This window comes from Streptomyces sp. XD-27 (genome assembly GCF_030553055.1).
Classification (GTDB): domain Bacteria; phylum Actinomycetota; class Actinomycetes; order Streptomycetales; family Streptomycetaceae; genus Streptomyces.
Genome location: NZ_CP130713.1, coordinates 4,672,730 through 4,692,212, shown reverse-complemented (window position 1 = coordinate 4,692,212; position 19,483 = coordinate 4,672,730). Strand labels below are relative to the sequence as shown.

General features: G+C 71.9%; 24 protein-coding genes and 2 pseudogenes. 11 read left to right on the top strand and 15 right to left on the bottom strand.

Features of this window, described 5'->3' with window-relative positions:
• Positions 1-79: 79 nt before the first annotated feature.
• Complete coding sequence (locus Q3Y56_RS20265) at positions 80-691, bottom strand: TetR/AcrR family transcriptional regulator (RefSeq protein ID WP_304465700.1); 612 nt, start codon at positions 689-691, stop codon at positions 80-82.
• A 262-nt stretch (positions 692-953) separates the two neighbouring features.
• Between Q3Y56_RS20265 and asnB the strand changes: the two genes are divergently transcribed.
• Positions 954-2,975, top strand: coding sequence for an asparagine synthase (glutamine-hydrolyzing) (gene asnB, locus Q3Y56_RS20260; RefSeq protein ID WP_304463293.1), 2,022 nt, complete (start codon positions 954-956; stop codon positions 2,973-2,975).
• A gap of 34 nt (positions 2,976-3,009) precedes the next feature.
• Here the strand turns inward: asnB and Q3Y56_RS20255 are convergent, their stop codons facing one another.
• Positions 3,010-4,059, bottom strand: a complete 1,050-nt coding sequence (locus Q3Y56_RS20255) for an aldo/keto reductase (protein WP_304463292.1) — start codon at positions 4,057-4,059, stop codon at positions 3,010-3,012.
• A 100-nt stretch (positions 4,060-4,159) separates the two neighbouring features.
• Here Q3Y56_RS20255 and Q3Y56_RS20250 point away from each other — a divergent pair, with 100 nt between their 5' ends.
• Positions 4,160-4,846 (top strand): TetR/AcrR family transcriptional regulator, encoded by a 687-nt coding sequence (locus Q3Y56_RS20250; protein WP_304463291.1) that lies wholly within the window; start codon positions 4,160-4,162, stop codon positions 4,844-4,846.
• Here Q3Y56_RS20250 and Q3Y56_RS20245 read toward each other — a convergent pair.
• Positions 4,834-5,925: pseudogene (locus Q3Y56_RS20245) on the bottom strand (alkene reductase); the annotation flags it as partial. The gene Q3Y56_RS20250 and the pseudogene Q3Y56_RS20245 overlap by 13 nt on opposite strands.
• 66 nt (positions 5,926-5,991) lie before the next feature.
• On the opposite strand from Q3Y56_RS20245, the gene Q3Y56_RS20240 reads away from it, so the two are divergent.
• Positions 5,992-6,348, top strand: coding sequence for a MerR family transcriptional regulator (locus tag Q3Y56_RS20240; RefSeq protein ID WP_304463290.1), 357 nt, complete (start codon positions 5,992-5,994; stop codon positions 6,346-6,348).
• 135 nt (positions 6,349-6,483) lie between these two features.
• Here Q3Y56_RS20240 and Q3Y56_RS20235 read toward each other — a convergent pair whose 3' ends face one another.
• The 5 genes from Q3Y56_RS20235 to Q3Y56_RS20215 are packed head-to-tail and all read right to left on the bottom strand — an operon-like array spanning position 6,484 to position 8,729.
• Complete coding sequence (locus Q3Y56_RS20235; RefSeq protein ID WP_304463289.1) at positions 6,484-7,608, bottom strand: methyltransferase domain-containing protein; 1,125 nt, start codon at positions 7,606-7,608, stop codon at positions 6,484-6,486.
• 3 nt (positions 7,609-7,611) lie between these two features.
• Positions 7,612-7,749: a hypothetical protein gene (locus Q3Y56_RS20230; protein ID WP_304463288.1), complete on the bottom strand. Its 138-nt coding sequence runs from the start codon at positions 7,747-7,749 to the stop codon at positions 7,612-7,614.
• Positions 7,750-7,798: 49 nt separating this feature from the next.
• A complete protein-coding gene (locus Q3Y56_RS20225) occupies positions 7,799-8,326 on the bottom strand; it encodes a hypothetical protein (RefSeq protein ID WP_304463287.1) in 528 nt (175 codons plus the stop codon).
• Entirely contained in the window at positions 8,323-8,562 is a 240-nt protein-coding gene (locus tag Q3Y56_RS20220; RefSeq protein WP_304463286.1) for a hypothetical protein, read from the bottom strand. The genes Q3Y56_RS20225 and Q3Y56_RS20220 overlap by 4 nt, the downstream gene beginning before the upstream one ends.
• Positions 8,559-8,729 carry a hypothetical protein gene (locus Q3Y56_RS20215; RefSeq protein WP_304463285.1) on the bottom strand — a complete coding sequence of 57 codons (171 nt, stop codon included), beginning with the start codon at positions 8,727-8,729 and terminating at the stop codon, positions 8,559-8,561. The genes Q3Y56_RS20220 and Q3Y56_RS20215 overlap by 4 nt, the downstream gene beginning before the upstream one ends.
• A 233-nt stretch (positions 8,730-8,962) precedes the next feature.
• On the opposite strand from Q3Y56_RS20215, the gene Q3Y56_RS20210 reads away from it, so the two are divergent.
• The 5 genes from Q3Y56_RS20210 (at position 8,963) to Q3Y56_RS20190 (ending at position 11,611) form a co-directional block, all read left to right on the top strand.
• Positions 8,963-9,766 (top strand): helix-turn-helix transcriptional regulator, encoded by an 804-nt coding sequence (locus tag Q3Y56_RS20210; RefSeq protein ID WP_304463284.1) that lies wholly within the window; start codon positions 8,963-8,965, stop codon positions 9,764-9,766.
• Positions 9,748-9,960 (top strand): DUF397 domain-containing protein, encoded by a 213-nt coding sequence (locus Q3Y56_RS20205; RefSeq protein ID WP_304463283.1) that lies wholly within the window; start codon positions 9,748-9,750, stop codon positions 9,958-9,960. Before Q3Y56_RS20210 ends, Q3Y56_RS20205 begins: the two co-directional genes overlap by 19 nt.
• Positions 9,957-10,160 carry a DUF397 domain-containing protein gene (locus Q3Y56_RS20200; RefSeq protein ID WP_304463282.1) on the top strand — a complete coding sequence of 68 codons (204 nt, stop codon included), beginning with the start codon at positions 9,957-9,959 and terminating at the stop codon, positions 10,158-10,160. The genes Q3Y56_RS20205 and Q3Y56_RS20200 overlap by 4 nt, the downstream gene beginning before the upstream one ends.
• A gap of 165 nt (positions 10,161-10,325) precedes the next feature.
• The gene (locus Q3Y56_RS20195; protein WP_304463281.1) at positions 10,326-10,883 is read left to right on the top strand and encodes a hypothetical protein; all 558 of its coding nucleotides are present in this window, start codon (positions 10,326-10,328) and stop codon (positions 10,881-10,883) included.
• 185 nt (positions 10,884-11,068) lie between these two features.
• The gene (locus tag Q3Y56_RS20190) at positions 11,069-11,611 is read left to right on the top strand and encodes a hypothetical protein (protein ID WP_304463280.1); all 543 of its coding nucleotides are present in this window, start codon (positions 11,069-11,071) and stop codon (positions 11,609-11,611) included.
• Positions 11,612-11,710: 99 nt separating this feature from the next.
• Here the strand turns inward: Q3Y56_RS20190 and Q3Y56_RS20185 are convergent, their stop codons facing one another.
• Entirely contained in the window at positions 11,711-12,640 is a 930-nt protein-coding gene (locus Q3Y56_RS20185) for a LysR family transcriptional regulator (RefSeq protein WP_304463279.1), read from the bottom strand.
• A gap of 89 nt (positions 12,641-12,729) precedes the next feature.
• Between Q3Y56_RS20185 and Q3Y56_RS20180 the strand changes: the two genes are divergently transcribed.
• Positions 12,730-13,080 (top strand): DoxX family protein, encoded by a 351-nt coding sequence (locus Q3Y56_RS20180; RefSeq protein WP_304463278.1) that lies wholly within the window; start codon positions 12,730-12,732, stop codon positions 13,078-13,080.
• A gap of 61 nt (positions 13,081-13,141) precedes the next feature.
• Here Q3Y56_RS20180 and Q3Y56_RS20175 read toward each other — a convergent pair whose 3' ends face one another.
• From Q3Y56_RS20175 to Q3Y56_RS20165, 3 genes are all read right to left on the bottom strand, one after another.
• Positions 13,142-14,929 (bottom strand): caspase family protein, encoded by a 1,788-nt coding sequence (locus tag Q3Y56_RS20175; protein ID WP_304463277.1) that lies wholly within the window; start codon positions 14,927-14,929, stop codon positions 13,142-13,144.
• A gap of 2 nt (positions 14,930-14,931) precedes the next feature.
• Complete coding sequence (locus Q3Y56_RS20170) at positions 14,932-15,342, bottom strand: hypothetical protein (RefSeq protein ID WP_304463276.1); 411 nt, start codon at positions 15,340-15,342, stop codon at positions 14,932-14,934.
• A gap of 83 nt (positions 15,343-15,425) precedes the next feature.
• The gene (locus tag Q3Y56_RS20165) at positions 15,426-15,818 is read right to left on the bottom strand and encodes a helix-turn-helix domain-containing protein (RefSeq protein ID WP_304465699.1); all 393 of its coding nucleotides are present in this window, start codon (positions 15,816-15,818) and stop codon (positions 15,426-15,428) included.
• A 166-nt stretch (positions 15,819-15,984) separates the two neighbouring features.
• On the opposite strand from Q3Y56_RS20165, the gene Q3Y56_RS20160 reads away from it, so the two are divergent.
• Both Q3Y56_RS20160 and Q3Y56_RS20155 read left to right on the top strand, forming a co-directional pair.
• A complete protein-coding gene (locus Q3Y56_RS20160; RefSeq protein ID WP_304463275.1) occupies positions 15,985-16,701 on the top strand; it encodes an NAD(P)-binding domain-containing protein in 717 nt (238 codons plus the stop codon).
• Between the two features lie 113 nt (positions 16,702-16,814).
• Positions 16,815-17,048, top strand: coding sequence for a hypothetical protein (locus Q3Y56_RS20155; protein ID WP_304463274.1), 234 nt, complete (start codon positions 16,815-16,817; stop codon positions 17,046-17,048).
• Between the two features lie 98 nt (positions 17,049-17,146).
• Here Q3Y56_RS20155 and Q3Y56_RS20150 read toward each other — a convergent pair whose 3' ends face one another.
• The 3 genes and pseudogenes from Q3Y56_RS20150 to Q3Y56_RS20140 all read right to left on the bottom strand — a co-directional run.
• Positions 17,147-18,499 (bottom strand): dicarboxylate/amino acid:cation symporter, encoded by a 1,353-nt coding sequence (locus Q3Y56_RS20150; RefSeq protein WP_304463273.1) that lies wholly within the window; start codon positions 18,497-18,499, stop codon positions 17,147-17,149.
• A 337-nt stretch (positions 18,500-18,836) separates the two neighbouring features.
• On the bottom strand, positions 18,837-19,136 hold the full coding sequence (locus Q3Y56_RS20145; RefSeq protein ID WP_304463272.1) for a DUF4229 domain-containing protein: 300 nt from the start codon (positions 19,134-19,136) through the stop codon (positions 18,837-18,839).
• Positions 19,137-19,204: 68 nt separating this feature from the next.
• A pseudogene (locus Q3Y56_RS20140) lies at positions 19,205-19,458 on the bottom strand (hypothetical protein); the annotation flags it as partial.
• Between the last annotated feature and the right edge of the window lie 25 nt (positions 19,459-19,483).

Here is a 19,483-nt window from a genome sequence, read left to right as displayed (position 1 = left end):
CCGGGCGCGTGCGCGCGGCATCAAGGCCGGGGCGCGTGCCGCCCGCGCTCACCCCGTCAGGGCGACCACCCCTCGCCCCTCAGGGCGACCACCCCTCGCCCTTCGTCAGGTTCCCCAGCCCCGCCCAGGCGAAGTTCATCAGCGTGGCCGCCGTCTCCTTCGCCGACGGGCGGCCCTGCGCGCCCGCCCACTCCGCGAGCGACTCCGCCGCGCCCACCAGCGCCTGCGCCAGCCCCGACACCTCCTGCTCGGCCATCCCCGGGTCGCACCCCGCCTCCTGGGCCGCCGCCGCGATCCGCCGGGTCACGAGCTCCACCATCTCGGCCCGCATCGCCGCCACTTCGCGGGCGAACGGCTCTCCCTGCGTACGCGCCTGGACATGCAGCAGCGCCCACCCGTCCGGGTGCGCCGCGGTGTGCGCGAAGAAGCCGTGCAGCCCGCTCCACAGCTGCCGGTCCGCCGCCGCGCCCGGCTCCACCGCCGCCCGCACGGCCGCCACCAGCGCCGCCGCCTCCCGCCGGATGCAGGCGGTGAACAGCTCCTCTTTGGAGTTCAGATACAGATAGACCAGCGGCTTGGAGACCCCCGCCAGCTCCGCGATCTCGTCCATCGAGGCGGACCGGTACCCGCGCCGGGCGAAGGTCCGCACCGCCGCGTCCAGCATCTGCTGCTCCCGGACCGCCCGCGGCATCCGCTTGCCCTTGACCGCGCCCGCGCGCCCCGCGGCCCCGCCCACGGCCCCCTCGACCCCACCCACGCGCTCTTCGACCCCACCCACGTGTCCCTCCCGCGCCCGTTCCGGCGTCCCCCGTCACCCTCCGCCAAGCGTACGTCCACCGAATGCGACATCGGACGGGGTGCCCCCGACCGATGATCAAGGAATCGGCCAGACGCGTGCCCTAGATTCCTCGTACCAGTGCCCGGAAGACCGGGACGAAGGAGGCATACGCGACGTGTGCGGCGTGACGGGCTGGGTGGACTTCGAACGGGATCTGACGGGCCAGCACGATGTGCTCCTCGCCATGACCGGCACCATGGCCTGCCGCGGCCCCGACGCCGAGGGGCTGTGGACCGGCCGCCACGCGCTGCTCGGCCACCGCAGGCTGGCCGTCATCGACCCGGCGCGCGGACAGCAGCCGATGTACGGACACCTGCCGACGCGCACCGGCGCGGAGACCGGCGCCGACACGGGCACCGGCGTGGGCACCGGCACCGGCACCGGCACCGGCACACCGGCCGAACCTCCCCCCGCCGTCCTCAGCTACGGCGGCGAGCTGTACAACCACCGCGAGCTGCGCGCCACCCTGGCCGCCCGCGGCCACCGCTTCCGCACCGACAGCGACACCGAGGTGGTGCTGGCGGCCTACCTTCACTGGGGCGCGGACTTCACCGAGCGCCTCGACGGCATGTACGGCTTCGCGCTGTGGGACGCACGCGCGGAGCGGCTCCTCCTCGTCCGCGACCGGCTCGGCGTCAAACCCCTCTACTACCACCCCACGCCCACCGGGGTGCTCTTCGGCTCCGAACCCAAGGCGATCCTCGCCCACCCCTGGGCCGAGGCCGTCGTCGACCTCGACGGCATGCGCGAGCTGTTCGCGCTGGCCAAGACGCCCGGCCACGCCGTCTACCGGGGGATGTACGAGGTCAGGCCGGGGCATGTGCTGCACGTGAGCCGCGCGGGCCTGCGGACCCGGCCGTACTGGACGCTGCGCACCGCCGAGCACACCGACGGGCTCGCCGCCACCGTCGGCACCGTACGCGACCTCCTGGACGACGCCGTCGCCCGCCAGCTCGTCGCCGACGTGCCGCGCTGCGCCCTGCTCTCCGGCGGCCTGGACTCCAGCGCCGTCACCGCGCTGGCCGCCCGCCGCCTGGCCGCACGGGGCGAGGGGCCGCTCGCCTCCTTCGCCGTGGACTTCGCGGGCCCTGCCGCGGGCGCCGACCCCGACCCCGGCACCGGCACCGGCACCGATACGGAACCCGAACGGGCCAGCCCCGACCGCCCGTACGCCCACGCGGTCGCCGCGCACACCGGCACCGACCACACCGACATCGTGCTGCCCGCCGCCGCCCTCGCCGACCCGCTGCACCGCACCGCGGCCCTCACCGCCCGCGACCTCCCCATCGGCCGCGGCGAGCGCGATACCTCCCTCTACCTGCTGTTCAAGGCAGTACGGCGGCATGCGACCGTCGCCCTGTCCGGCGAGGCCGCGGACGAACTCTTCGGCGGATACGGGTGGTTCCACGACCCGCGCGCGCTCGCCCGCGACACCTTCCCGTGGCTCGCCGAGGGCGAGCCGGGCTTCGCGGGCACACTGGACCAGCTGCTGGCGCCCGCCCTGCGCGAGCGCCTCGGCCTCGCCGCGTACCGGCGCGACCGCTACCGCGAGGCGCTGGCGGAGGTCGAGCACCTCCCGTACGGACCGTGCGGGCCCCGCCCCGCCGACGCGCGCGAGCGGCGCATGCGCGAGGTCACCCACCTCGCCCTGACCCGCTTCGTACCGCGCCTGCTGGACCGCAAGGACCGCATGTCGATGGCCACCGGCCTGGAGGCGCGCGTGCCGTTCTGCGACCACCGCCTGGTGGGTTACGTGTACAACGCGCCCTGGTCGATGAAGACGCACGACGGCCGCGAGAAGAGCCTGCTGCGCGCCGCCACCCGCGATCTGCTGCCCGCCGCCGTCGCCGACCGCCGCAAGAGCCCGTATCCGTCCACCCCGCACCGCGCGTACACCCGGGCCGTACGGGAGCAGTTCGCGGCGCTGGCGGCCGACCGGGACGCACCCGTGCACCCGCTTCTCGACGCGGGCTGGGTCGCGCGCACGGCGGCCGCGCGCCCCTCCGGCGCCCGAAGCACCCCAAGCGCCCGAACCCCCGACGCCGCCCTGGAGGACTACCTGGCCCGCTTCGGGATGGAGTCCGCCCTGCTGCTGGACACATGGCTACGGCGGTACGCGGTGCGCCTGGAGCTGTGACCGCCGCGCTACCGGGAGGCCATCGAGCACTCCGCTACCCCACGTGACGTGCGAGGGGATGCGGGTTGAGGCGGGCGAAGCCCTCCTGGCGCTCGTAGGGGTAGTACGGATACGGGGCGGTCCTGGCGCTCGCGGCGTCGAGCCTCGCCACCTGGTCGGCGGTCAGGCTCCATCCGACGGCGCCGAGGTTCTGCCGGAGCTGCGCCTCGTCGCGGGCACCGATGATGACGGAGGAGACGGTCGGGCGCCGCAGCAGCCAGTTGATGGCTATCTGGGGCACGGTCTTCCCGGTCTCCCCCGCTATCTCGTCGAGGGCGTCGACCACCCGGAAGAGGAGCTCCTCCGCCACCGGAGGGCCGTAGTCCGCCGTCGTGTGCAGCCGGCTGCCGGCCGGGAGCGGTCGGCCGCGGCGGACCTTGCCGGTCAGCCGTCCCCAGCCCAGCGGGCTCCAGACGACGGCGCCGACGCCCTGGTCCTGTGCGAGCGGCATCAGCTCCCACTCGTAGTCGCGGCCCACGAGCGAGTAGTAGACCTGGTGCGCCGCGTAGCGCGGGTAGCCGTGCCGGTCCGCGACGGCGAGCGACTTCATCAGCTGCCAGCCGGCGAAGTTCGAGACCCCGGTGTAGCGGAGCTTCCCGGCCCGTACGAGGTCGTCGAGGGTGGAGAGCACCTCCTGGACCGGCGTTCCCGCGTCGAAGGCGTGGAGCTGGAAGAGGTCGATGTAGTCCGTGCCGAGGCGGCGCAGCGCGTCCTCGACGGCCCTGACCAGCCGCGAACGGGAGGTGCCCGCGTCCCAGGGGCCGTCGCCCATCGGCAGCCCGGCCTTGGTGGACAGGATCACCTGGTCGCGGCGGCCCTTGATCGCGGCGCCGAGCACCTCCTCCGAGGCGCCGCCGGAGTAGACGTCGGCGGTGTCGAACATCGTGGCCCCCGCCTCCAGGCAGATGTCCACGAGGCGGCGGGCCTCCGCCGCGTCGGTGGTGCCCCAGGCGCCGAAGAGCTCCCCTCGCCCGCCGAAGGTCCCCGCGCCGAAGCTCAGCGCGGGCACCATGAGCCCCGATGCGCCCAGCCTTCTGAATTCCATGGCCGTTCCCCTTCCCCAAACCCCTAACGGGACCCGCGTCCCGTTTAAGATGGGTCTAACGTAGCAGAGGCCAACCCATTAATGGAATTGGAGTCCCGTTATGACCTCCGGAAGTGTGGAGCCGGGAAGCGTGGAGCCAGGCACCGTGCGCCCCGGCGGGCGGACCGCCCGCGTACGGGCCGCCGTGTTGCGCGCCGCCGGAGACGCGCTCGCCGAAGGCGGCCTCGCCCGCCTCGACCTCGCCGACGTGGCCCGCCGCGCCGAGGTGGGGAAGACGACGGTGTACCGGCGCTGGGGGACGCCGACCACTCTGGTCGCCGACCTGCTCGCCGACATGGCCGAGCAGTCGCTGCCGCGTACGGAGACGGGGACGCTGCTGGGCGACCTGCGCGCCAACGCCCGGCTCGTCCAGCGCACCCTGGCCGACCCCCGCCAGGGCGCCCTCTTCAAGGCCGTGATCGCCGCCGCCACCTGCGACGAGCAGACGGCCGCCGCCCTCCACCGCTTCTACGAGACCCGCGTCGCGGAGTGGGAGCCGTGCGTCCGACAGGCCGTCGAGCGGGGCGAGCTGCCGGAGGGAACCGACACCCGCGAGGTCATCCGCGCCGTCTCCGCCCCCCTCTACTACCGCCTGCTGACCACCGATGCCCCACTGGACGAGCCGACCGCCGACCGCGCCGCGGAGGCCGCGGCCGCGGCGGCCCGCTCCGGGGTCTTCGCCACGGACGGGTCGTCCACCAAGGCTGGGTCGTCCGTCAAGGCCGGGCCGTCCGCCAAGGCGGGGTAGTCGGTGTAGCCGGTCTCGCCGCCCACGTACATGAAGTACTGGTCGCGCACCGGGTTGAGCGGCGCGCCGACGCGCAGCCGTTCGACCAGGTCCGGATTGGCGAGGAACGCACGGCCCAGCGCCACGAGGTCGGCCCCCGCGGCCAGCAGCCGCTCACCCTCGCGCCGCCCCCCGTCGGCGGGGATCGGCCCCGGCCACGGCAGCCGCGGATTGGCCATCAGCACGCCCGGCCAGTTCTTCCGTATGTCCTGGAAGAGAGTGTCATCGGGGTCGGCGAAGACGATGTGCAGATAGGCGAGCCCGGCGTCCGCCAGGGCGCCGATGAGCGCCGGGTAGAGGGTCTCGGCGTCGCCCTCCTCGATGCCGTTGAAGGTGGCTCCGGGCGCGATGCGCACGCCCACCCGCTCGGGGCCGATCGCGTCGGCGACGGCCCGGACTACCTCGACGGGGAAGCGGATGCGGGCGGCCACCGAGCCGCCGTAGGCGTCGGTGCGGCGGTTGGTACCCCGCGTCATGAACTGGTGCAGAAGCATGCCGTTGGCGGCGTGCACCTCCACCCCCTCGAAGCCCGCGTCCATGGCGTTGCGCGCGGCGGCGGCGAAGTCGGCCACGGTGGAGCGGATGTCCTCGATCGTCATCTCGCGCGGTACGACGGCGGGTTGGCGCCCGCTCGGCGTGTGGATCGTGTCCGGAAGCGGAACGGGCGAGGGCGCGACCGGCGTCAGCCCGCTGGTCTCGGGGTGGCCGACCCGGCCACCGTGCTGGAGCTGGAGGAACATCCGGCCGCCGGCGGCGCGCACCGCGTCGGTCACCCGGCGCCATCCGGCCACATGCGCCTCGTTGTGGATCGCGGTGATGTTCGGGTACGTCTGCCCCACAGCGTTCGGCGTGGACCCCTCCGCGATGATCAGACCCGCGGAGGCGCGCTGGGCGTAGTGGGTGGCCATGATCGGTAGCGGAACCCCGTCGGCCGCGGCGCGGTTGCGGGTCAGCGGCGCCATCACCAGGCGGTTGGGCAGGCGCAGCTCGCCGAGGCGGGCGGGCTCGAAGAGGCGGGAGGCAGTGGCTGTGTCCGTCATGCCGGTACGGTAGAAGTTGACATCAGTGTCAGATTCAAGTCGCTCAGCCGGTATGCGAGGTGGGGAATGCGGATCGGTGAACTGGCGCGACGCACCGGCGTCAGCGAGCGGTCGCTGCGCTACTACGAGACGCAGGGGCTGCTGAGGGCCGAGCGCACCCCCGGCGGCCACCGCGACTACGGCGAGTGGGCGGTGGACCGGGTCATCCGCATCCAGGCGCTCTACGCCGCGGGCCTGTGCAGCAAGAAGATCGCGCAGCTGCTGCCCTGCATGCGGGACGCGGACGGCGGCCCGTCCGCGATCGCCACGCCGCGGCTGATCGCCGACCTCACGGCGGAACGGGACCGCATCGATCGGACGATCGCGGATCTGGTGCGTTCGCGTGACGTCCTGGACGAGGTGATCGACACGGCGAGGCCGTGACCGGTCGTGCCCCTCGCCGCGACCCAGGTCCACGACCCCCGGCCCTGGCCCCCGGCTCCAGGCCCACGGCCCCGGCCCTGGCCCCCGGCTCCAGGCCCACGGCCCCGGCCCTGGCTCCCGGCTCCCGGCGCGATCTCAGCCGTCCGCCCGCGGCTGCCGGGACCGCCGCCGCACGTGGTGGCCGTCGGCCGTGACCGCGACCTCGAACGCGTCGGCGTCCGGGCTGCCGTCCCGTACGTAGTCGGCGTGTACGGCGGCGACCTCGTCCCACAGGTCCCGGGGCCCGTACTGCCACACCTCCTCCGCCGTCGCCGTGGCCGCCGACCCCGCGCGGTCGTGGAGCCACACCTGAGAGCGGCCGTCGTGCTCCCCGTCGGCCATGACGACACCGGGCAGCCGCAGTCCCGCGTACAGCGCGAAGCCGAGACCGGCGAGACCGGCCAGGCCGTCCGGGGAGACGGTGCCGGTGCCGTTGCCGGTGGCGGTCGCGCGGCGGGCGGTGCCATCGTCGACGGCGAGCCCCTCGTGCGGCCGCTCGGACCGCATCGGCATGAACCGCGCGCCCCCGAGCACCCCGCCGGACGCCACCCGGTCAGCGCCCTCGTCCGCCACGACGAGCCGTACCAGGAGGCCCGACCAGAAGTCCCATGCCAGCGGCGCGACGATGACCCCGCCCGGCGCCGTCTGCCGCACCCACGCGTACGGGATACGGCGCACGGAGCACGTGGCGACGACCCGGTCGTACGGCGCGCCGGGCGCCCACCCGCGCTCGCCGTCGCCGTAGACGACGTGGGGGCCGTACCCCGCCTCCTTGACGGCGCGCGCCGCCCGCTCCGCCAGCAGCGGATCGACCTCGACGGTGGTGACGTTCCCGGATCCGAGGCGGGCGGCGAGCAGCGCGGCGTTCCAGCCGGACCCGGTCCCGATCTCCAACACCCGCTGCCCGTCGGCGACGTCGAGTGCCGCGAGCATCCGGGCGACCATCGTGGGCATGGAGTTCGACGAGGTCGCCACCCCGGGGCCGCCGCTTCGGCCGTCGTCGACCTGCGTCACGATCGGCACGTCGCGGTACACCAGGTCCCACCACGCCGCCTCGGTCGTGACGGGTACGCAGGTGGCCTCCTGCGTCCAGACCTGACCGGGGATGAACAGGTGGCGCGGCACCCGGTCGAACGCGGGGCGCCAGTCGGGGCGCAGCGCCCCGGACGCCTCCAGGGCATCCAGGAGCGCTGCGTGGCGCGGGCGCCAGTCGTGTGCCACTGGCTATGACCTCTCCTTCTGCGACTCCTTCTGCGACCTCTGCGTCTTCTGCGGCCGGTCGCCGTCCGGCGGGGGCGGTGGCGGAGGCGTCCAGGGCTTGATGGGGGCGGGATCTCCCTTGTGCTTGCCGTCGGCGACCACAGCTCATCTCCTTCTTTCGGGTCTTGTGCGGGTCTTGTGGTTCGTCGGTTCAACTCGTGGCGAGCAGGGCGCCCAAGGCGGTGGACCCGGCCACGAGGAGTACGAGGAGCAGGGGACCCGCGTAACGCCGGGCGCGGGCCAGGGTGCGGGCGAGCGCGCGGCGTAGGGCCCTCGCGGGCCCGCTCCGGGAGGTACGCGGGAGCGCGTGGGCGCGGGCGCGGGGCGGGCGGTGGCCGTGGCCTGGGGTCGAGACCGGGGCCGCGGCCGGGGCCGGAGCCGGAGCCGCCGCGGCCGTCAGCGTGGGGCCGGGTGCCGGGGCGGCGGGCGCGGGGTCGACACGGCAGAAGCGCTCGGTCGTGAACCGGAACTGCGCGTGCGCCGCGTCGCTGCGCGTGTGGTCGATGATCCACGCCTCGACCGGCCGCCGGTCGTCGTCCATCCAGCACTCGTCCCCGCACCGGAGGCACTGCGCGCCGAAGATCCCCCGCGGCGCCCCTTCGGCGGTCTCGGCGCTGAGCACCCACTCGGCACCCTTGACGATCGTGCCGCCCGCCGGGTCCGCCGTGCGCGCGTTCACAGCCACGTCCCGGGGACGGCGCGGTACGGGCGGGTGATGTGCTCGCGGTACGTGAGGTGTTCGGGGTTGGCCTTTAGGTGCCGGACCACCCACTCGTGCGCGTCGTCCATGTCCTCGCTGCGGTGCCCGCGCTCGTGGCACACCGCGCAGGTCATGGCGTACGTGTGCGGCTCGGCGTCGGGCTCGGTGTCCGGCGTGATCGCGTACTCGCGGAAGCGGTAGGACGCGCGGGTCATTTCCGCCCCTCCCGCGCGAGGTGGTCCCGGATCTGCGCGGCGAGGTCGTCGGCGCGCTGGCCGAGTTCTGTGAGGGTGGGGGCTGGGTGCGGCGGGTTGTCTTGATCTCCGCCCTGCTGAGGGGGATTCGGCTGCGGTTCGAAGGTCCTGCCGATAGTCTTCGGCATGTCGTCAACCTCCCGGGGTTGATGGCCACGCCCCCGGACGCCACGAACGTCGCGGGGGTCTTCGCTTGAATGCCCCTCAGCCTGGCGGAAGTTCACCTATCGTGACCAGAGGGTCACGTTGCAGCACTCGGCATGGTGTTGCAGGACGTGGCCTACCTGCTTGTGCAACGGAGGGGTGTTCGATGCCGCCACGGAAACCCATCTCAAAGGACGGTGTGCGAACACCTCGCGAGATGCTGGCCGAGGAACTCACACGGCTGCGCAAGAAGTCCGGGATATCCGTGCGGGAGCTGGCGGACAAGGTCGGTTGGGACTACTCATATCTGCACCGGTTGGAAACCGGAAGAAGCCTTGGCGGCCCGGAGGCCATCGAAACACTGGACACGTTTTACGGGACGACGCCGCACCTGATGATTCTGTGGGAGCTGGCGAAGGACCGAGCCACGTTCCGCGACAAGTACGTGCGGTACTTGGAGCTTGAGGCGGAAGCCACAGCCATCGAGCACTACGCGGGCAGCGCCATTCCGGGCATCCTCCAGACCGAGGCATACGCTCGGGCATGGTTGTGGACCGTTCCGCATGGGCCGGAAAACACCGCCGAGTTGGAGGGGCAGCTTGAGGCGCGGATGGGCAGGCAGGAACTCCTGCGGCGTCAGCCTTCTGTGCAGCTGAGGGCGATCATCGATGAGGCCGGGCTCAGGCGCCCCCTACTTGACACGGAGGAGTGGCACAAACAGCTCAGCCACGTAGTGGAGGCGGCCTCACAGCCGAACGTGACTGTGCGGGTGCTGCCCTTCTCGGTGGGACTGCACAATGTCCAGGGCCAGTCGCTGATCCTCCTCATGCGCCCCGGCGGCAATACCGTGGCCTGGCTGGAAAGCTTCATGGGTGGCGAACTGTACGAGGAGCCGGAGAGCGTCGAGCGGCTGAGGCTGACCTACGATGCACTGCGAGACTTGGCCCTGCCGCCCCGGGATTCCGTGGCGTTCATCGAGCAGTTGATGGAGGACAGCTCACCATGCGATCCCCCGGCATAGACCTGAGCACCGCCTCGTGGCGCAAGTCCAGCTACAGCGACACGGGCCCGAACACCTGCGTCGAGGTCGCCGACGGCTTCCCTGGTGTCATGCCTGTTCGCGACAGCAAGGACCCCAACGGCCCAGCCTTGCTCTTCTTGTCCGACGCCTGGTCCTCGTTCGTATCCGCCGTGAAGCGGGGCGAGTTCTCATGACGACCCCGACCGCGTGGCGCAAGTCCAGCTACAGCGACGGCGGGGCGAACAACTGCGTCGAGGTCGCCGACGGCCACCCCGGTGTCATGCCCGTCCGCGACAGCAAGGACCCCGACGGCCCCGCGCTCGTCTTCACCTCAGCCGCCTGGTCGTCCTTCGTCACAGCCATCAAGCGCGGCGAGTTCGCCGAACTGCCTTAACGCGACATGGGGGCGGCGCCCCGCCCCCGCGCACGCCCCTTCGTACACACCCGCGCGCCCGTCTCCCCGCTCACGCGCCGTGCAGACGTGGTTTCTCCTGCCGCCTCCGGCGCACGCATATGAGCGCAGTCGTATGACTGCGCTCTCACGACAGGAGACACCGGCATGATCTCGCGCACCCCCCAGCACCGTGGTCTGATGCGGACGGCAGGCCGTCTCGCGGCCTCCGGCACCCTGGCGGCCGCCTCGCTCGTCCTCCCCGCCGCCTCGGCCCACGCGGCCGCGGGTGACCTGACCTGTACGGCCTCCGCCGAGCTGAACTTCGACCCGCCGCTCTCCGGCCCCAACGCCAGCGCAGAGGTGGACGCCTCGGCAGAGTTCAGCAACTGCACCTCGGCCAACGGCCATTACACGATGGCCTCTGCCACGGTCAGCGCCACGGGCTCCGCGACGGCCGACTCCGGTACACCGTGCTCGCTGCTGTTCACCGCCACGGGCACCGGAACGATCGCCTGGAACACCGGCGAGAGGAGTGGCTACACCTGGACCGTGAACACCGACCCGGAACGGGGCACGATCACCGTCAGCGCCGAGATCACCCGCGGTCCGCTCAGGGGCGACACGGTCACCGCCGTGCCCGTGGCGGCCCACCCCAACACCGACTGCGCCGCCAGCGGGCTCTCGCGACTGACGCTGGCGGCCGCCGAAGTGGTCTTCGCCTGAGCCCGAGCGCCCTGGCACCTGTTTCACACACCATACAGTTCAATGATCAATTGGGCATGAGCATGGCTGTACGATTCGGCCAGATGACTGCCCGTCACACCGACAGCGGCGGCCATCTTTTTCCATTTCGAACTCGCCCCGGACGCCCCCTGGCTCCGGGGCTCTTCACGGGGGAGACACCGAACATGCAGATTCGTCGTGCCCTGGCAGCCGCGGTGCTGGTTTCCGCGGCGTTCACGCTGACCGCCTGCCAGGACGACGGCGGTACGGAGACGGACGCCTCCGCCACCGCATCCAGCAAGCCCAAGCCGCACGGCGACCCGGCCACGCCGGATGGCGGGGGCGACTGCCACAAGGTGGCGCCGGGCAACAAGGTCATCTGGGTCAACAACGTCGAGGGCGCGATGAACAACGTCATCGCCAAAGAGGCCAAGGACGCCTGCACCGCCACCTCGCCGGGCGGCTCCGCCTACCACCCCGTCGGGGAGCTGAAGACCTTCGCCCTCTCCCCCGACGCCAAGGTGACGGTGAACGAGCCGAACTACACCGACAAGAAGGGTCCGCACAGCGGCCTCGCGCACGTGAAGCTCTGTGCGGACCCGAACGGCGAGAACTACGACGGCGGGCAGGCCAAGACGCCCGAGGGGCTGTCCTGCACCGGCAACTTCTACGAAGTCGCGCTGGACGGCAACACCATCACCAAGATGACCGAGCTCTACAGCTCCTGAGACCGGCGGGCCCGGCGCGGCGGCGCCGGGCCCCGCGCCGACCTGTCCCGCGTCCGCCTGGCGCCGTCGTCGCCGGCCCGCTCCGACGGGCCCAGGTGCTCACTCATGGTCCCCCCGACTCGTGAACTGGTCATGGTGCTCGGGACGGCAGTCCAGGCAGCAGCGAACGAAGTCCTGGATAACGGAGTCATGGGTGGAGGCGGCTGGCCAGGCGACGCCGACCCGGCTGGGGCCGATGCCGGTGACGGGCCGGTAGGCGACGCCGGGGCGGGGGTAGAAGCGGGCGGAGGCGGCCGGGGTGAAGCTGACTCCGTAGCCGTTGGCAATGGCGGTCAGCCATTCGTCGGTGTTGCGGGCGATGGCGCCGACACGGGCGGTGTGGCCCTCGCGTTGGTCATCGCCCACCCAGAAGTCCCGCCAGGAGCCCGTCTCGGGTGGGGCCGCCACGAACGGTTCGTCGCGCAGCGCGTGGAACGGGATCTGTTCGAGCTGGGCGAGGGGATGTGCCGCGCGGAGCGCGAGCCAGCGGGGCTCGGTGAACAGCACCTCCACGCGGAAGGCCACCTGGCCCGGGAACGGCAGGCGCACGAAGGCGGCGTCCACCCGTCCGTCGGCGAGACCGGCCGTGGGATCGGTCCAATCGGTGTGCCGCATGGCGATCCGCCACCCCGGGCGACGCCGTTCGAACGCGGCGATGATGCGTTGCGTGGACTCGTTGGCGGCACTGGCGACGAACCCGACCCGCAGCGCGCGGGCCTCCCGGCTCGCCGCGCCTCGGGTGTCCCGCACGGCCTGGTCCCAGTCGGACAGCAGCGCGCCCGCCTGGCCCGCGAGGACGCGGCCCGCTTCGGTGAGGGCCATTCCGGCCCGGGACCGCACGAACAGCTCCACACCCAGCTGGCTCTCCAACTGCTTGATCTGCTTGGTGAGGGACGGCTGCGCCACGAAGAGCCGCTGCGCGGCCCGGGTCAGGTTCCCCTCCTCCGCCACGGCGGCGAAGGAGCGCAGCAACCGCGTGTCGACATCCATGCCGCCAGGCTATGGAAACGGCTATTGGACGGGTGAGCGGGGCCGTCGCGAGAGTGGGCCCAACAGCCCTCACCCACGGAAGTGTCCCCATGTTCACGGCCTACGTCGTCGTCACCGTCCTGGCCGCCGCGGCCAACGGGTACTCAGCCAGCAACCACTTCACGCGTCCCCAGTGGATCCTCGACACCATGACCAGCTACAACGTGCCGCTTACGTGGCTTCCCCCGCTGGGCGTCCTCAAGGCCGCCGGCGTGCTGGGTCTGCTCGTGGGCCTCCGCGTGACCGCGATCGCGGTCGCGGCCTCGGTCGGCCTCATCCTGTACTACGTCGGCGCGATGGCCGCCATCCTGCGTTCCCGCCGTTACGCGCATCTCCCCGCCCCGGTGCCGTTCCTGCTGCTGGTCGCGGGCTCCCTGACGTTGCGGCTGGCCTCGTCCTGAACGGAGATCTTCCGAACGGGGCCTGTTCCGAACGGGAACTCGGCGAAGCCGGGGCGCGTCGCTACTCCGCCGCATCGAGCGCCTTCAGCGCCTTCGCCTCCTCGTCGAGCTTCTGCGCCTCCGCCTCCCGGTGCAGTCCTCTGAGGTCGATGACCTGGTACTTCAGCGCGTCGGCGAGCTTCGGACGGTAGGCCGCCGGGTTGGTCTCCGCCAAGGGCCGGAGCAGCTCCACGGCCTCCGTGTCCGCCGCCAGCGCCTCGGCATGCCGATTAAGTTCTGTCAGGTCCTTGCCGAGGGCCATCAGGGCATCGGCAAGCGGTCCGCCGTACCGCTTCTCGTCCTCCTCGGCCAGGACCCGGTAGATGTCCACCGCCTCGTCCTTCGCCTGCAACGCCTCATCGAGCCGTGCGGCCTTGGCGAGGAGATATCCCTGGTTCCTCAGCTCGAAGGCGAGCTGGGTGTTGTAACCCGCGGGGTCCTCCGCCACCAGCTCGCGGTACAGCCGCACCGCCTCGTCACTGGCTTCCAGCGCCTCCTCGTACTTCGCCACCTCACGGAGATTCACAGCCAGTTCACTGAGCACCCGTGCCAGGACCGGTCGCTCCGTGAGGTCTCCCTCCTCAAGCGCGCCGCGGCGGAGTCCGGCCAACTCGCCGTGGACGAGCGCCGCCTTCACATGCCGCCCCCGCTCGGTCAGGATGCTGCCCAGAAGATCCAGGGTATGGGCGAGGTGAACGCGGTAGAGGGCAGGCTCCTGTTCTGCCAGTTCCCGGTACAGCCGCACCGCCTCTTCGAGGGCAGCCCTCGCCCCCTCCAACCGGCCCAGCGCATCCAGACCGGTGCTCAGCTCGCGCAGGGCCCCGGCCAGGCGAGGGCGGTACCGAGCGGAGTCCTCCTTGGCCAGCGCCCGGAAGACACGTACTGCCTCATCGTCCGCCGCCCGCCCCTCCTCGCAGCGATCCTCGCCGAAGAGCCATTCCGCCCACTTCTGCAGCGCATCGGCGAATGCCTCACCATGCGTCACAAGGTCCGCCTTGGCCAGCGGCCGGAGCGCGGCCACCGCCGTCTCGGGGTCTTCCGTCGCTGATGGCGGACCGTCCGCGGTACCGGCAGGCGCCGGAGCGGACTGCGCCGGTCCCTCCGCAAGCACCAGTTCCTGCGCCGTCTCCGTCCCGCACCGCTGCGGCGCGGGCAGCCCGCGCCCCGTCAGCGACCGGTGCAGCTCCCGGTAGAGCCCGTCCAGCGTCAGACCGCCCTCCCGCAGCCGCGCGATGAGCTCCTCGGTGAACGCCGTATGCCGCGCCCCCGGCTCCACCATCGCGGGCTCGTTCGCCGCCGCCGACGTCAGGATGTACGTACCGGAGATGTCGAGCTGGCCCATCACCACCGACGCGTCGTCCGAGAGGTGCTCGCCGATCGCGCGCCCGGAGAAGCAGCAGTCCAGCAGCAGGATCCGGTTCTTGGCGGGGCTGGCCAGAAACGCCTCGCGTACCCCCTCGAACGGCATCGCCGTATAGAACAGGGCCTCCGGATCGGTCTCGCCCAGGGCCAGATACAGCTCGCGTCTCCGTGCGCCCACCAGCCCGTGGCCCGCGTAGTAGACGAGGAAGACGTCCTCCGCCTGCTTGGCCGCGTGCAGGAGCTGACGACCCACGCTGCCGCCCTCCACCGGGTCGGTGATCTCCACGCAGTGCTCGGGGTGGAACGCCCCGCCGCGCGTCCTCGTGAGTTCGCGGCGCAGGTCGCGCACGTTGTTGTGGACCGCCGGCACGTCGGGCAGCTCGGAGTTGGCGTACGCGCCGACGCCGATCAGGACGGCGCGGGAACGGTCCCGGTCAGGCAGCCGCACGGTCACCGGCTCCCCGTCGGCTCACCGTCTTGGCCCCCGTCGTCGGCCCGACCCTCGTCCTGCGCGCGCAGCGCCGCCCGCAGCAGGGCCTCCACCTCGGCGACGTTCTTCGCGTGCTCGACGGAGACCTCCGTACTGCGCCCGTCGGGAGCGACGACCTTCACCTGCGCGTTGCGGCGGCGCGGCTGCTTGAGGTAGACGGCCAGGGTCCGCGCCAGGACCGTCAGCGCCCCGCCGCTGGTGAGGGTGACGGCGAGCGTGTCGGCCCATCCTCCGCCCAGCTCGCCCGGGCCCGGCGCGGCCGGTCCCGACCGTACCCGGGCACGCAACTCAGGCTCGTTCGCCAGCCAATCGCTGAGATCCGCCTTCGCGTCGAACCGGTCCGGGCCCTCCAAGGCCAGCCAGCACTCCACAACGCCCCCTCTTCGCTTCCACTTGGTGGACCAAGTCTGCCGTAGGAAAAGAGGTATAACGCTGCATCAGGCTCGCCCAGGCGTCAGTCGCGATCCGCCCCGTCCGGGGCCTTCGACACGCGGGACCTCTCGAAGCGGTCCTGGGCCGCCAGGACGGCGTCCCCGTGGACCGCGGCCCAGGCGCCCAGTGCGCGGATCGGGGCGAGGAGGGCGGTGCCCGCCTCGGTGAGGGTGTAGTCGACGCGGGGCGGGGCCTCGGCGTAACGGCGGCGCTCCACCAGGCCGTTGTACTCCAGCCGCCGCAGCGCCTCGTTGAGCACCTTGGGGCTGAGGCCGCCGATGCGGGACAGCAGCGCGCGGGGGCGCATCGGGCCGTTCTCGCCGAGGACGAAGACGACGACGCTGTCCCAGCGGTTGGCCAGCACCTCGAAGGCGATCCGGGCCCGGCAGTCCGCCGCGAACGGGTCGCCGCCCATGTCCTGCCGCGGCGCTCCCGTGTCCTCGCCCGGCGTTCCCGTGGCCTCCCCCGGGGCTCCCATGCCGTCCCGCGGTCCCGTGTCGTCCGGTGCTGCTCCCATGCGGACATCCTGCCCTGCCGATGCGTACCGAATGGTGTGCATCGGCCCGCCTAGCGTCCAGGTCATGACACACGGCACAACATCCCACGACACGAACCACGACACGAACGGGAGCGGGACGATGCGCATCGGCATTCTCGGTACGGGCGCCATGGCGGCGGCGCTGGGCGGGGCCTGGGTGCGGGCCGGGCACTCGGTCATGGTGGGCGGGCGGGACGCCGCGGCCGCCGCCGGAATGGCGGACCGTATCGGTGCCGCCGGGCACGGCGGCCTGGTCGAGGCGGCGCGGTACGGCGAGGCCGTGCTGGTCGCCGTACCCGCCGACGTCGCACCCAAGCTGGTCGAAGACCTGGGCCCGGACCTCGCCGGGCGGACCCTGCTCGACTGCACGGTGCCGATGGCGCCCGGCGCCGACGGCCCGGGGCTGACCACGGCCGGCGGCACGGACTCGGTCGCCGAACGTCTCGCGGCCGCCGCGCCGGAGGCGCATGTCGCCAAGGTCTTCGGCATCTGCCACGAGAGCATCTGGACCCTGCCGCGGCCGGCCTTCGAGGGCGCGCCGCTGGCCGTGCCCTTCTGCGCGGACGCGCCGTCCACCGCCGCGCTGGTGGCGGAGCTCGTCACGTCGATGGGCTGCGACCCGATGGCCTGCGGCGGGCTGGAGCGCGCGGCGCTGCTGGAGGCGGCCGCGGTCTTCGCCATCGGCGTGTGGTGGTCCGGCGGCGAGGCCCGACACGCCTTCCCCGCCCCGGCCCTGGCCCCCGGCGCCGTCGACGACTAGGGGCCCCACCCCTCCCCCGTCACTCATTCGGGGGATTCGCGCCACGTATCCGGGTGACACGCCGTAACCCCGGCAAGCCTCGGCTCAATGTCACGCAACCCGAGGGGGAACCTGTGCGCAAACGACTCGCTGCCGGCACCGTAGCGGCCGCATCCCTGCTCATCCTGTTCGGTGCCCCCGCCGCCATGGCCGCCGGCGGCACCCAGGTCTCGGCCGGCAACTCGGCCGGCGTCAATGGCGACGTCAACGCGGCAACAGCCGTGGACGCAGACCTCGTCGTAGCCCTCGGCCTCGACGCCGACATCGACCTCAACCTCGACCTCGACCTCGGCATCCACCTCCTCTGACCGTCATCCATACAGCAGCGTGCCCCGGCCTCATCTCCCATGAGGCCGGGGCACGGTGCATGTCACCGCCGCCGCCACGCGGCGCGGCGGTCGCGCGGTCAGGCAGGCGCCGGAACGGTCGCCTTCTGCTCGGCCTCGCGGACGTCGATCGCGTCGGGCGCGTCGATCGGGGAGGCCGTCGCGGAGTCGTACGCCTCGCGGTCCAGGATCTTCTCCTTCGCCGCGACGACGACCGGGACCAGCGCCTGGCCGGCGACGTTCGTGGCCGTCCTCATCATGTCCAGGACCGGGTCGATCGCCATCAGCAGGCCGACGCCCTCCAGCGGGAGGCCGAGCGTGGACAGGGTCAGGGTCAGCATGACGGTCGCGCCGGTCAGGCCCGCCGTGGCGGCGGAGCCGACGACCGAGACGAAGGCGATGAGCAGGTAGTCGCCGAGGTCGAGGTGCACGTCGAAGATCTGGGCGATGAAGATCGCGGAGATGGCCGGGTAGATCGAGGCGCAGCCGTCCATCTTGGTCGTGGCGCCGAACGGCACCGCGAAGGACGCGTACTCCTTCGGGACGCCCAGGCGCTCGGTGACCTTCTGGGTCAGCGGCATGGTGCCGACGGAGGAGCGGGAGACGAAGGCGAGCTGGATGGCGGGCCAGGCGCCGCGGAAGAACTGGAGCGGGTTGACCTTGGCGACGGTCGCCAGCAGCAGCGGGTAGACGCCGAACATCACCAGGGCGCAGCCGATGTAGATGTCGGCGGTGAAGGTGGCGTACTTGCCGATCAGGTTCCAGCCGTACTTGGCGATGGCGAAGCCGATGAGGCCGAGGGTGCCCAGCGGGGCGAGCCGGATGACCCACCACAGGGCCTTCTGGAGCAGTTCCAGGACGGCCTGGCTGAGGTCGAGGATCGGCTTGGCCTTCTCGCCGAGCTGGAGGGCGGCGATGCCGGCGACGGCGGCCATGAAGACGATCTGAAGGACGTTCAGCTCGGTGAACGGGGTGACGACGTTCTCCGGGACGATGCCGGTGAGGAAGTCCAGCCAGGAGCCCGCGTGCTCGGGCTTGGCGCCGTCCTTGGGGGTGAGGCCGGTCCCGGAGCCGGGGTTGGTCAGCAGGCCGATCGTGAGGCCGATGGCGACCGCGATCAGCGAGGTGGCCATGAACCACAGGAGGGTGCGGGTGGCCAGCCGGGCGGCGTTGTTGACGTTCCGCAGGTTGGTGATCGAGACGAGGATCGCGAAGAAGACCAGCGGGGCGACGGCCAGCTTGAGCAGCTGGACGAAGATCGAGCCGATCTTGTCGAGGGTGGTCACCAGCCAGCCGATGTCGCCGCTGCGGGCGGCCCAGCCGAGCAGCACGCCCAGGACGAGACCCAGCAGGATCTGCGCCCAGAACGGGACCTTGGGGAGACGGAACGCCTTCGATATGGACTCGGGCGGCGTGGACGACGTGGAGGACAACGGACACACTCCGGGGACAGGAATGGGGGGACATGAGAAAGCCGGAGGGTCCGTTGTCGGATCTCCGGCCGCTGCGTGCGAGAAGCGTCAGCGGCGGCGACAGACCGCGCATGACATGCAGCGGCAAAGATCGATGTGCAGGCGCGCCACGAGCGGAACGCTCGCGGGGATCGGGGGCGCGGCTGCTGTCTTCATGTCGAACACGTTAACACCCTGGCTTTGGGCTTCCCAAAGGGATTCTTTGGGGGGCAGGGGCCCCGGAATGCCCCGGGAACGCCAAAGCCCCGCCTGCCAGCGGGTGCTGGGGGCGGGGCGCGCTATCGGTATGTGACGAGGCTTACACGCCGTCCTGCACACCGTCCTCCTGGCCGCGGTTGGCGGCCAGCTTCTCCTTGAAGCGGTCGACCTTCGGGACGATCTGCTCGGACATGGCGTCGCGCTGCTTGCGCAGCAGGACCAGGCTCAGCGGCGCGGAGACCACGAGCGCGAGCAGGAGCACCCAGAAGAAGTTGGAGTCGTTGGCTCCGGCGGGGACCACCTTGAAGTAGACCAGGGCCCACATGACCAGGAAGCAGGCGGCGAAGACACCCAGACGCATGACGGTGTAGCGGAACGTCGCGTTCGGCTTGAGAGGCACGGCCGGACTTCTTTCTGCGGGGAGATCCTGTACTGCCAGGCAACCAGTGAATCACGTCCCCTTATGGATCATTTCAGCGCGTCCGCCGCCACGCGCAGGTCGTCGACGAGGCCCTGGTAGACCGACTCGCGGTCGTCCGCACGCAGGGCAGCAGCATGCCGCGCTGCTTGGCGACCCGGAACGACGGGTGCTTGACCGCGTTGGTGACGTAGGTCTCGTCGGGGTCGATGCCCGCGCCAACAAGCCGCGCGGCGCCAGCCGCTCCAGTGGAGCCGACGAGCACCACCCGGGCGTCCGGGTCACCCGAGCTGAACACCGTCTGGGCGCCCGCGGGTACCCCGCCGAGC

Bases quoted from the DNA above. Each gene is read 5' to 3' on its own strand.
- Q3Y56_RS20265 (WP_304465700.1), bottom strand. From the start codon at position 691: ATGCCGCGGGCGGTCCGGGAGCAGCAGATGCTGGACGCGGCGGTGCGG.
- Q3Y56_RS20255 (WP_304463292.1), bottom strand. From the start codon at position 4,059: ATGGAATTCAGAAGGCTGGGCGCATCGGGGCTCATGGTGCCCGCGCTG.
- Q3Y56_RS20250 (WP_304463291.1), top strand. From the start codon at position 4,160: ATGACCTCCGGAAGTGTGGAGCCGGGAAGCGTGGAGCCAGGCACCGTG.
- Q3Y56_RS20240 (WP_304463290.1), top strand. From the start codon at position 5,992: ATGCGGATCGGTGAACTGGCGCGACGCACCGGCGTCAGCGAGCGGTCG.
- Q3Y56_RS20220 (WP_304463286.1), bottom strand. From the start codon at position 8,562: ATGACCCGCGCGTCCTACCGCTTCCGCGAGTACGCGATCACGCCGGAC.
- Q3Y56_RS20215 (WP_304463285.1), bottom strand. From the start codon at position 8,729: ATGCCGAAGACTATCGGCAGGACCTTCGAACCGCAGCCGAATCCCCCT.
- Q3Y56_RS20210 (WP_304463284.1), top strand. From the start codon at position 8,963: ATGCTGGCCGAGGAACTCACACGGCTGCGCAAGAAGTCCGGGATATCC.
- Q3Y56_RS20205 (WP_304463283.1), top strand. From the start codon at position 9,748: ATGCGATCCCCCGGCATAGACCTGAGCACCGCCTCGTGGCGCAAGTCC.
- Q3Y56_RS20200 (WP_304463282.1), top strand. From the start codon at position 9,957: ATGACGACCCCGACCGCGTGGCGCAAGTCCAGCTACAGCGACGGCGGG.
- Q3Y56_RS20195 (WP_304463281.1), top strand. From the start codon at position 10,326: ATGATCTCGCGCACCCCCCAGCACCGTGGTCTGATGCGGACGGCAGGC.
- Q3Y56_RS20190 (WP_304463280.1), top strand. From the start codon at position 11,069: ATGCAGATTCGTCGTGCCCTGGCAGCCGCGGTGCTGGTTTCCGCGGCG.
- Q3Y56_RS20185 (WP_304463279.1), bottom strand. From the start codon at position 12,640: ATGGATGTCGACACGCGGTTGCTGCGCTCCTTCGCCGCCGTGGCGGAG.
- Q3Y56_RS20180 (WP_304463278.1), top strand. From the start codon at position 12,730: ATGTTCACGGCCTACGTCGTCGTCACCGTCCTGGCCGCCGCGGCCAAC.
- Q3Y56_RS20165 (WP_304465699.1), bottom strand. From the start codon at position 15,818: ATGGGCGGCGACCCGTTCGCGGCGGACTGCCGGGCCCGGATCGCCTTC.
- Q3Y56_RS20160 (WP_304463275.1), top strand. From the start codon at position 15,985: ATGACACACGGCACAACATCCCACGACACGAACCACGACACGAACGGG.